This window comes from Sporosarcina sp. NCCP-2331, from assembly GCF_023707945.1.
Classification (GTDB): domain Bacteria; phylum Bacillota; class Bacilli; order Bacillales_A; family Planococcaceae; genus Sporosarcina; species Sporosarcina cascadiensis.
Genome location: NZ_BRCD01000009.1, coordinates 116,060 through 126,316, shown reverse-complemented (window position 1 = coordinate 126,316; position 10,257 = coordinate 116,060). Strand labels below are relative to the sequence as shown.

7 protein-coding genes and 1 riboswitch are annotated in these 10,257 nt (G+C 44.6%); all 7 genes read right to left on the bottom strand.

The features are described from left to right. Nucleotides 1-233: 233 nt before the first annotated feature. Nucleotides 234-1,568 (bottom strand): NCS2 family permease, encoded by a 1,335-nt coding sequence (locus tag NCCP2331_RS07400; protein WP_153723447.1) that lies wholly within the window; start codon nucleotides 1,566-1,568, stop codon nucleotides 234-236. An 84-nt stretch (nucleotides 1,569-1,652) separates the two neighbouring features. Beyond that, a riboswitch (purine riboswitch) is annotated at nucleotides 1,653-1,754 on the bottom strand. 8 nt (nucleotides 1,755-1,762) lie between these two features. Further along, on the bottom strand, nucleotides 1,763-3,334 hold the full coding sequence (gene guaA / locus NCCP2331_RS07395) for a glutamine-hydrolyzing GMP synthase (protein ID WP_153723476.1): 1,572 nt from the start codon (nucleotides 3,332-3,334) through the stop codon (nucleotides 1,763-1,765). Between the two features lie 184 nt (nucleotides 3,335-3,518). Further along, nucleotides 3,519-5,678, bottom strand: coding sequence for a transglutaminase TgpA family protein (locus tag NCCP2331_RS07390; protein WP_153723448.1), 2,160 nt, complete (start codon nucleotides 5,676-5,678; stop codon nucleotides 3,519-3,521). Further along, a complete protein-coding gene (locus NCCP2331_RS07385) occupies nucleotides 5,675-6,847 on the bottom strand; it encodes a DUF58 domain-containing protein (RefSeq protein WP_153723449.1) in 1,173 nt (390 codons plus the stop codon). Before NCCP2331_RS07385 ends, NCCP2331_RS07390 begins: the two co-directional genes overlap by 4 nt. Then, a complete protein-coding gene (locus tag NCCP2331_RS07380) occupies nucleotides 6,844-7,791 on the bottom strand; it encodes an AAA family ATPase (RefSeq protein ID WP_153723450.1) in 948 nt (315 codons plus the stop codon). Before NCCP2331_RS07380 ends, NCCP2331_RS07385 begins: the two co-directional genes overlap by 4 nt. A 123-nt stretch (nucleotides 7,792-7,914) precedes the next feature. Continuing rightward, nucleotides 7,915-8,739, bottom strand: coding sequence for an ammonia-dependent NAD(+) synthetase (nadE, locus tag NCCP2331_RS07375; RefSeq protein WP_153723451.1), 825 nt, complete (start codon nucleotides 8,737-8,739; stop codon nucleotides 7,915-7,917). Nucleotides 8,740-8,760: 21 nt separating this feature from the next. Further along, on the bottom strand, nucleotides 8,761-10,227 hold the full coding sequence (locus tag NCCP2331_RS07370) for a nicotinate phosphoribosyltransferase (RefSeq protein ID WP_153723452.1): 1,467 nt from the start codon (nucleotides 10,225-10,227) through the stop codon (nucleotides 8,761-8,763). Nucleotides 10,228-10,257: the final 30 nt, after the last annotated feature.

The window sequence follows — 10,257 nt, the reverse complement described above, 5'->3', positions numbered from 1 at the left end:
ATGTCACCGAAGTGCATAAACTATTTTCGTTAACGTTTTGCTGTTCAGTTTTCAAGGTTCATGTCAGTCGCTGTTTTGACTGTTTCATTACTATACCAAATGAATTTTATAGTGTCAACAGTTTTAAACATCTTTTTTCAATTAAAGCTAATTTATTTTCACTTTCGCTAAACCATAAAATAAAAACCGCTTCTCTCCATAGTAGAAAGAAACGGTTTTCAGCATGTATTTTCTTATTTAATAAAGATGAAATATAGAATAAATATCACGAATAATCCATACATGATTGGATGAATTTCTTTTCTTCTTCCACTAACAAGCATTGTGATCGGATAAAATACAAAACCGATTGCGATTCCTGTCGCAATACTGTATGTCAGAGGCATTGCGATAATCGTAAAGAACGCCGGGACTGCTATTTCAAAACGATTCCACTCAATATTTCCTAATGTTGAAACCATCAGAACACCTACAATGATTAAAGCAGGTGCAGTTACCGCCGGAGTGATAACCAATAAAAGAGGAGAAAAGAATAGGGCCAGTAAGAACAGGAGGGCCGTGACGATTGAAGCAAATCCTGTCCTTGCTCCTGCTGCCACCCCTGCTGTTGATTCAATATAAGAAGTGGTTGTTGACGTACCCATAACAGCCCCTGTCACTGTTGCCAGTGAATCTGCCAGCAATGCGTTGCCTGCACGCGGCAGACGGTCATCTTTCATTAAACCTGCCTGCGTAGCGACCGCAACCAATGTACCTGCCGTGTCGAAGAAATCTACAAACAAGAAGGTAATGACGATAACAAGAAACTGAGTCGTCATTAATGAAGACGGGTCGTTTATAATCGCATCGAAAGCCGCTCCGAACGTTGGTGTTACCGATGGAATTTTGTCCACTATTTTATGCGGCACTTCTATCAGGCTGACAAGCATGCCCAAAACAGTAGTCATAATCATACCGTAGAAGATGGCTCCCTTGATCTGGCGCACCATCATAATAATTGTGATGACTAATCCGAAAATCGTCAGCAGCGTCGGCCCTGCAGTCAGATCACCCAGCCCTACTAATGTATTTTCGTCAGCCACGATAATGTGCGCGTTCTGCAGACCGAGGAATGTAATGAACAAACCAATACCTGCGCCTACTGCAAATTTTAATTGGGCAGGGATGGCGTTGATGATCATTTCACGCAGTCCTGTTAATGAGAGAATAATAAAAATCAAACCAGAAAACAGCACTCCGGTTAACCCTGTCTGCCACGGTATTCCATAAGTTAAAACAACTGTAAACGCAAAGAATGCGTTCAATCCCATTCCGGGCGCCAAGCCAATTGGATATTTGGCGATTAACCCCATAAACAGCGTACCGACTGCGGCTGACAGTGCTGTCGCAACAAAGACAGCGCCTTTGTCCATTCTCATGGAATCAGGCAAATCAGGTATAACATCCAGTGACAGCATGATCGGATTTACCGCTAAAATATAAGCCATTGCCAAGAATGTCGTGAGACCGCCAATAATCTCACGGCGATAATTCGTGCCAAGCTTATCGAACTCAAAATATTTTTTCATGGTGACCTTCCTTATGCTCATTATGTAAAAAGAGGCATACGAAAATAAATTCGTATGCCTCCAATCCGGCTAAATAGAAAAACACTTCTCCTATTTAGGGATCGTAGTCGAAACGTTTACGGTGTTTCGGTAGAGACTTCCGGGCCATATCCCCGGCATTATACGATCATATTCAATTGTTCATTGATTTCGTCTTATTCCCACTCAATCGTGCCTGGCGGTTTAGCTGTAATATCATATACCACACGGTTGACCTGATCGACTTCCGATGTAATTCGCGTACTGATTTTTTCAAGTACTTCCCAAGGAATACGTGCCCAGTCAGCTGTCATTCCGTCTACCGAATGCACAGCTCGGATACCAACAGCGTAATCATAAGAGCGCTGTTCGTTGCGCACACCTACACTGCGGATATTCGGAAGTACCGCAAAGTACTGCCAGATCGCACGGTCAAGACCCGCTTTTGCGATTTCATCCCGCAAGATCCAGTCTGCATCGCGAACGATATCCAGCTTTTCTTCAGTGATTTCTCCAAGAACACGAACTCCGAGTCCAGGACCCGGGAATGGCTGACGGTGAACGATTTCTTCAGGCAGACCAAGCTCAGCACCGACTGCACGGACTTCATCCTTGAATAACGCACGGAGAGGTTCGATCAATTCAAAATCCATGTCTTCAGGCAATCCGCCCACGTTATGGTGAGATTTGATAGTCGCGGCAGTCGCTGTTCCGCTTTCAATAATATCTGCATAAATAGTACCCTGCGCTAAGAATTTGATGCCGTCAAGTTTAGCAGATTCTTCATCGAACACATAAATGAATTCATTCCCAATAATTTTACGCTTTTGCTCTGGATCTGTAATACCCTCGAGCTTGCCCAGAAAACGTTTACGTGCATCTACTTTAATGAAATGCATGCTGAATTGTTCACTGAACGTTTTCACGACGCTTTCCACTTCACCTTTGCGAAGCAGACCGTGATCTACGAAAATACATGTCAGCTGATCACCGATCGCGCGGTCAATCAACGCTGCCACTACTGAGGAATCTACGCCGCCGCTCAAAGCACAAAGTACTTTGCGGTCTCCGACAGTAGAGCGGATTTTCTCCACTTCGATTTCAATGAAGCGCTCCATTGTCCAATCGCCTTTTGCTTTACAGATATCAAATACGAAGTTGCGCAAGAAATCTTTTCCGTTCTCTGACTGATGATGTTCAGGATGGAATTGAATGCCATAGATCTGTTGTGAGTCGTTAGAAATCGCTGCGATATTGCCAGCAGAATCTTTTGCGCTGGCAGTAAACCCTTCAGGCAGCTCTGCAACTTGTGCACTGTGGCCTACCCAGACATTTTGCTTCTCTGTCTGGCCTGCAAATAAGCTGGATTGTGCATCAACAGTGACCGGTTCTTCTTTAAAACTGTAGTCCGCTGTTTTTTCCAGTGAACCGCCGAAATGGTTAACGATAAGCTGTGTGCCGTAGCTGATCCCCAACACCGGAATGCCCAATGTGAAGATTGCCGGATCTACATCATACGCTGTGTCATCCCCAACAGAGGCAGTACCGCCGGAAAGAACGATGCCCGCCGGATTCATCTTCTTTAATTCTTCTACAGTAGTAGTATGTGCGTGAAGCTCACTGTACACCCCGAAATCACGGATCGTCCGAGTGAAGAGCTGATTATACTGACTGCCGTAATCGAGTACCACAATTTTTTCTTGTTCGACTAGCAAAGGAGCGTTTGACAACTGTTCCACCTCTTCCATTGTAATAATGCCGATTAATGCCTCAATCACAAAAGACGCGTAAGAAAGTAACTTTCCACGCGTCTTTTCCGCCAACGAATACAAATCTTTATACGTCAGCAGTCAACGTTCGTTTTAGCAAGATATATCGAGGTAATATCAAGCATTGATTCGCTGTATATTTTACGCATACTTCGACAAAAAATCAACAAGTTGCATTAATAATTAAATCTTCCCAAACTTCATTTAATTTATTCCAATCATGCGTTTCTCGGTCCTGTCCATATATCCCTTTTTCATATGCAGCTGTCAGCATATGCATCCGCTTGCCGCCGAATCTCGTGTCAACCGCAGCAGCATAAGTTGAAAGCGTCATACCGGGCTCTTTAGAAAAACCAATCCGTTTCAGCTGCTGAAGCAGTTCTTTATACTGCTGTTCAAATTTCTCCCAGCCGTCTGGACACTTACTAAGCTGTTTGACCCGCCATTTCGGCAGCCAGCTTGTTCGTTTAGTATAGCCAAGCACGGTCCCTCCAGCCAGTAACAGCGCTAAACTCACATAGAGCCACCACTGCGAGAAGAACCATTTCACAGCATCGATCACCTTGCTGGATAGAGGCGAAGAAGAAGCGCTTTTTTTCTTCTGTTCTTCCTTTTCAACTTTCGGTTTCTCCGGCTGTTTGATCATCTGCTCATCTTTTTCATCTTTTGAGGTATCAAACTTAATATCTGTCGGATGGCTGAAGCCGATTGTCGGTTCAAACGGCATCCAGCCTACTTCTGGAATATAGGCTTCGACCCAAGAATGTGCTTCATCGTTCGTTACACGGTAGACACTTTTTCCAGATGATTTAAATGCAGGATCTCCTGGTGCAAACCCTTTTACCCAGCGAGTCGGGATGCCTGCCGAACGAAGCATAACGGCCATAGAAGTAGAAAAGTTATCGCAATATCCTTTTTTCGTATCAAATAAAAACTGATCAACATAATCCTCATCAGGTCCCGGCACCGCCACATTCTGCGTTTCATAGACGAAACCGTTTCTCTTAAAATACTGTTCCATAGCTTTAACTTTGCCGTAGACGCTTGTCTCTTCTTCTGTAATCGACAAGGCCAACTCTTTCACACGGTTCGGTAACTCAGGAGGCAGCAGTAAATAGCTGTCCAAATTTACTGGAAGCGTTTCGTAAGCAAGCATTTCCGCTTTTTCCAATTCAGACATCTTATATTTCGGTGTCTCATACCCCACTTCATACTGTCTCAATTCCTCTTGCGCGCCCATCAGCAAATACATACGGTTTGCTTCTGTTTCACGCATAATAGAAAGTGATTCAGGATGTAAGATTGCGCGCGCGCCATATGGAGTGACTAAAAAAGGCAGCTGCTGCTCAAAATGCAGATTTGCATAGGACAGTTCTGTATCTTCATTCCCCAAAAAATCTTCATTGGTTTGCAAGATCTCGGAATCTGCCTCATTGGTTTGAATCCAGCCTTTTGTTGTGTAAGTATCCTTTGTTTCAATCCGCCAATACTGCCGCTGTTGAACGTCCGCTTCAAACACGAGTTGATGATCCTGAATGAAAGCACCGCCCAGCTGTGAATCATCGGGATCATAGCCGGCCTTGGACACATTGCCTTCCTGACCGCTCTCCCCGCCCATCGATAATAAAAAGGGTACAGGATCCGGCCATGCAGGAGGATAAACCGGCAGCTGTCTCGAAACTAATCCGACGGTCGCTATCAACAACAGCATAGGCAGCGAAAGAAGGAGCAGACGTTTCGGGCGCAGAGATGCACGCCCTGCCGGAGCCAGCTTAATCAGAGTCAGATATCCGACAATGAGCAGGCCGACCATCATAATACGGACAATGGAAGCAGACGCATCATACGGACTGAATGTATCGAGAAGTGCAATAAACACAACGGTTACCGCAAAAAACATCATCATACTATTGCGAACTTCTATCCAATGGCGAATCAAATAGGAGACCATCCATATTAGCGTATATAGCAGAAGCGTGCGAAACAGATTGGACAGTTCGCCTACATCCCCTTGGAATAAATGTGAGAAGTTCTGCTTGATATCAGTTAAAATCAGGCCTATTATTTCACTCGAGAACATAAATTGGCCGAAGTATATGTAATGAATAGTCCACACAACATACAGTAACTGGATAATCGCGCTCAACCACCATGTGACGTCAAATAAGGCCAGCACGAAGAACAGAATCAAATAAATCAGAAAAAGTGATGGATAGCCAAAATCCGTCAACTCCATAATCGGTATAAACCATTCCCAGAGCAATATGACGCTGAGTACATATAAAAACAGCAAGACCTTCCAGTTCAGACGACTTTTCTTCATGAAGTCACCGCCTCTTGTAACGCTGAGGAATTAGTAGCTTTGCTGACGATCTGAACTCTTACTCCAAGCTGTTTCACCTGCTGAATCACCGTCTGTACTTCTTCTGAAACTTCCGCAGCTGTCACGAAACAAACAATAGAAGAGGGCTTTGGATACAATTGAAGAATAGTCTGAATGAATTCTAGCCGCAGGTCTCCCGTAATTACCAGCAAGCTACTCCCCTGATCAACCTTCAATTTAGGAAGCACCGGCTGATTTGTTTCATCCGGCTGCATTTTAGCCAAATAAATTAATGCCTGCTGCGTGCTTTCTGCCGAATGAATCATGGGAAACTGCGCCGGATTCTCGCCTGCAATCAGCAGAGTGAGCATCGCATGTTGATCTTTTGCTGAAACCAAGAGCGAGGCAGCAAACTCGAGTCCTTCTTCAAAATCAGGGGACGAACTTGCATCCAGAAGCATCGTGTACTGCTCAGACTTCTGTTCGTCAAATTCTTTCGTCATTAATTTATTCGTGCGCGCAAATGACTTCCAATGAATCCAGGACATCCGGTCACCCGGCGCATAATCTCTGACACCGGAAGGCATCGCAGCATCTTTTGTCAGTGAATAAGCAGATGCTTTTTCTCCTTCGCTCGCACTCGAAGAAGCAGACCGATAATATAGCTCTGTTAATTTCGGATACACTAAAAACGAATCTCTGACCACATACACCCGGCGTTTTTTGATCCAATTAAAAAAATCAACTATCTCTATTTCCATAGCTTTCAGAACATATTCTCCCCGCTGAATATTTGTTAATGTATAGGAAAATTCATGCTGCCTTTTAAATCCCCACAATACAATGTCTTGTGATATGCGTTCCTGTCCTGCATGTTCTCTCCGATCCGTAATTACAGTATATAGTAAAGGGAACGGCAATCTTCGAGTAATACGCAGACGGATAGTTGCGCTGCCTTCCCGTGTCAGCCTTCCTGTTATCATCTTTCGTTCCACTTTCAGATCACTCAGCGGATAAAAATACAGGAGAATCGAATACAGCACGAAAGGGAGCAGCATATAGAAAATAAACCAACTGACGAAACTGCCTTGAAACTTTGCAAATACATAGGCAGCTGCACCGATCCCGATGACTCCTGCAATACGACCGATGGATTTCATTCGTTTCATACTGTGAATGGCCGCTGGACCGGTACTTCCAGACGCATAAGCACCTGTTGAATGAGTTCGGCCGGGTCCACTCCTTCATAAATAGCTTCCGGCCGCAAAATCACCCGATGAGAAAATGCAAAAGGAGCCAAATACTGCACATCATCAGGCAAGACATATGAACGGCCTTTTACAAACGCATACGCTTGGCATGCCTTCATTAATGACAATGAACCGCGCGGGCTCACACCCAGCGAAATGGAATCATGACGGCGGGTGGCTTCTGCGCAATCTACAATATAGGAAACGATTGTATCGTCCACAGTCACTTTTTGAACTTCTTCCTGTAACTCCAGTAATTCTTCAAGCGACAGAATGGCACCAATTTGATCAATCGGTGTTTGCTGTTCTGCCCGTTTTAGGATTTCCATTTCCTGCTGCTTCGTTGGATAGCCCATTTTGAGTTTAAATATAAAACGGTCCATCTGCGCTTCCGGCAATGGATAAGTCCCTTCATATTCAATCGGATTCTGTGTAGCCATTACGAAAAATGGTTTTGGCAGCTGGATTGTCCGGCCATCCACTGTAACTGAGGATTCTTCCATTCCTTCTAGTAAAGCAGATTGTGTTTTCGGTGAAGTCCGGTTAATTTCATCCGCCAAAACAATATTACCAATTAATGGGCCTGGCCGAAATTCAAATTCCATTGTCTGCGGATTATAGATCGACACACCCGACACATCTGAAGGCAATAAATCGGGTGTGAACTGAATTCGCTTAAATTGTGCACCAATCGACGTTGCAAGCGCTCTCACCAGCATCGTCTTGCCTACACCCGGCACGTCTTCGAGCAGAACATGGCCGCCTGCCAGCAGTGCTGTCATACTTAATTCGGCGATTTCCCGCTTGCCGACAATCACTTTTTCAATATTCGTCAGTACTTGTTCAATCCACCGTAAATGCATGTTGCTTCCCCCTCAATTCCCTAACTTGCTGCGTTCGAGTATCTGAGACTATCATACCTGAAACCTGTAAGTCTCACAAACAGAAAAACCGCCCCCTTCTGTTTACTAGAAGGAGGGCAGTTTTCATTTCCAGAAATCATCAAATACGGTAATCGGCAAATGTCGTTTATGGGCTGAACGCAAATAATGTTCTTCTATTTGCTGCCTAGCCTCGTCGGACACTTTTTTGCCTTCCAAATAATCATCAATTTCCTCGTATGTGACACCTAATGCAATTTCATCGGGGATTGCCGGTTTGTTGCCTTCCAGATCCGCCGTCGGAATTTTATTGTATAAGTGTGGAGGACAATCCAGCGCTTTGAGCATCTGTTTCCCCTGCCGTTTATTTAAACGATAAATCGGCATGAGGTCTGCTGCGCCGTCTCCGAACTTTGTGTAGAATCCGGTAATTGCTTCAGCTGCATGGTCCGAACCAAGTACGACAGAGTGATGCACCGCCGCTACTGAATACTGAACTTTCATCCGCTCACGGGCTTTTTCATTCCCTTTGTCAAAGTCGGTAATGTGTAATCCCGCATTTATAAGAGCCTGTTCACTGGCATCTACCGCTCCTTTAATATCAACCGAATACACAATAGACGGCCGGATGAAATTCAACGCATCCTGACAGTCATCTTCATCAAACTGAATTCCGTACGGCAGCCGCACAGCATAGAATCGATACTTTTCTTTTCCAGCCTCTTCGTTCAGTTCGTCAACCGCCATTTGCGCCAGTTTGCCGACTAGAGTGGAATCCTGGCCGCCTGATATTCCTAATGTGAGGCCTTGTAAAAAGGTGTTCTTTTTCAAATATTCCTTCATAAAGTCGATGGAAGTCCGGATCTCTTGCTGCGGATCGATTTCCGGCTTCGCACCTAATGCGTGGATAATTTCTTGCTGCAATGTCAACGCTCCCACTTCCTTTTTCAATTATTTACTATAGTTATCGACCATCTCATGTACTTCTTCTATATTGCGCCGTTTATTGTCCCAGCACTTCTGGCTGAGATCGACAGGATACTCCTCAGGATTCAATGACCGCTTATACTCTTCCCATAACAGTGTGAGATTTTGCTGAACAAACGAGCGGATATCATAGACAGCGGGATTCTCATAAATCACTTCGCCTTTACTGATGACTTGTTCGTGCAAGTTAACCGCTTCGAAGTTGGTAACAAATTTTGAAATGAATGTGTGCACGGGATGGAACATTTTAATGCGTTTTTCCTGAGCCGGATCTTCATCATGCATGGTAATATAATCGCCTTCTGCTTTGCCGTTCTCCAGATCGATAATCCGGTACAGTTTTTTGCGGCCCGGTGTAGTCACTTTTTCTACATTCGCAGAGATTTTAATGGTGTCTTCCATTTCCCCGTCGCTGTTTTCAATGGAAACGATTTTATAGACCGCACCAAGTGCAGGCTGATCATAGCCAGTAATCAGCTTCGTACCAATTCCCCATATGTCCACTTGCGCTCCCTGAGCTTTAAGGTTAAGAATCGTATATTCATCCAAATCGTTCGAAACGACGATTTTCGCATCTGTAAAGCCCGCTTCATCCAGCATCCGCCGCGTCTCTTTTGATAAGAACGCAATATCTCCGCTGTCGAGGCGGACACCGATGAAATTAATGCTGTCACCGAGTTCCTTGGCCACTTTTATTGCTGTCGGCACACCGATTTTCAGTGTGTTATACGTATCCACTAAAAACACACAGTCTTTATGACGCTTCGCATATACTTTAAATGCCGTATATTCATCTTTATATGCCTGGACAAATGAATGTGCATGAGTGCCCGAAACCGTAAGGCCAAAACGTTTTCCAGCACGCACATTACTCGTTGACTCTACTCCCCCGATGACAGCTGCTCTGGCTCCCCAGATCGCCGCATCCATCTCATGCGCCCGGCGGCTGCCGAATTCCATCACAATATCGTCTTTCACGACTTGTTTGATGCGGCTTGCTTTTGTTGCAATCAGCGTCTGGTAATTGACAATATTAAGCAATGCCGTTTCGATGAGCTGAGCTTCAATTAAGGTTGTCTCAATACGGAGGATGGGCTCATTGGCAAAAACCAGCTCTCCTTCTTTCATGGAATAGACATCTCCAGTAAATCGGATACCTTTCAAATGCTCCAGAAAATCCTCTTTAAAGCCAAGTTCTTCCCGCAGATAAGCCAAATCGCTTTCCGTGAAAGAAAATTCCTGCAAGTATTTTAATATGTGCTCAAGCCCGGCAAAAATAGCATAGCCGTTACCAAACGGGATCTTTCGGAAGTACAATTCAAAAACTGCTTTTCGTTCATGTATGCCGTCTGCCCAATAGGACTCTGCCATGTTAATTTGATAAAGGTCCGTGTGCAGCGCCAGGCTGTCGTCTTGATATGATGAAGTCATAGTTGTCTCCTTCTTCCGATACAATGATGG

Coding starts and splice junctions, on each gene's coding strand:
- NCCP2331_RS07400 (WP_153723447.1), bottom strand. CDS start 1,568: ATGAAAAAATATTTTGAGTTCGATAAGCTTGGCACGAATTATCGCCGT.
- guaA (WP_153723476.1), bottom strand. CDS start 3,334: ATGGAAGAGGTGGAACAGTTGTCAAACGCTCCTTTGCTAGTCGAACAA.
- NCCP2331_RS07390 (WP_153723448.1), bottom strand. CDS start 5,678: ATGAAGAAAAGTCGTCTGAACTGGAAGGTCTTGCTGTTTTTATATGTA.
- NCCP2331_RS07385 (WP_153723449.1), bottom strand. CDS start 6,847: ATGAAACGAATGAAATCCATCGGTCGTATTGCAGGAGTCATCGGGATC.
- NCCP2331_RS07380 (WP_153723450.1), bottom strand. CDS start 7,791: ATGCATTTACGGTGGATTGAACAAGTACTGACGAATATTGAAAAAGTG.
- NCCP2331_RS07370 (WP_153723452.1), bottom strand. CDS start 10,227: ATGACTTCATCATATCAAGACGACAGCCTGGCGCTGCACACGGACCTT.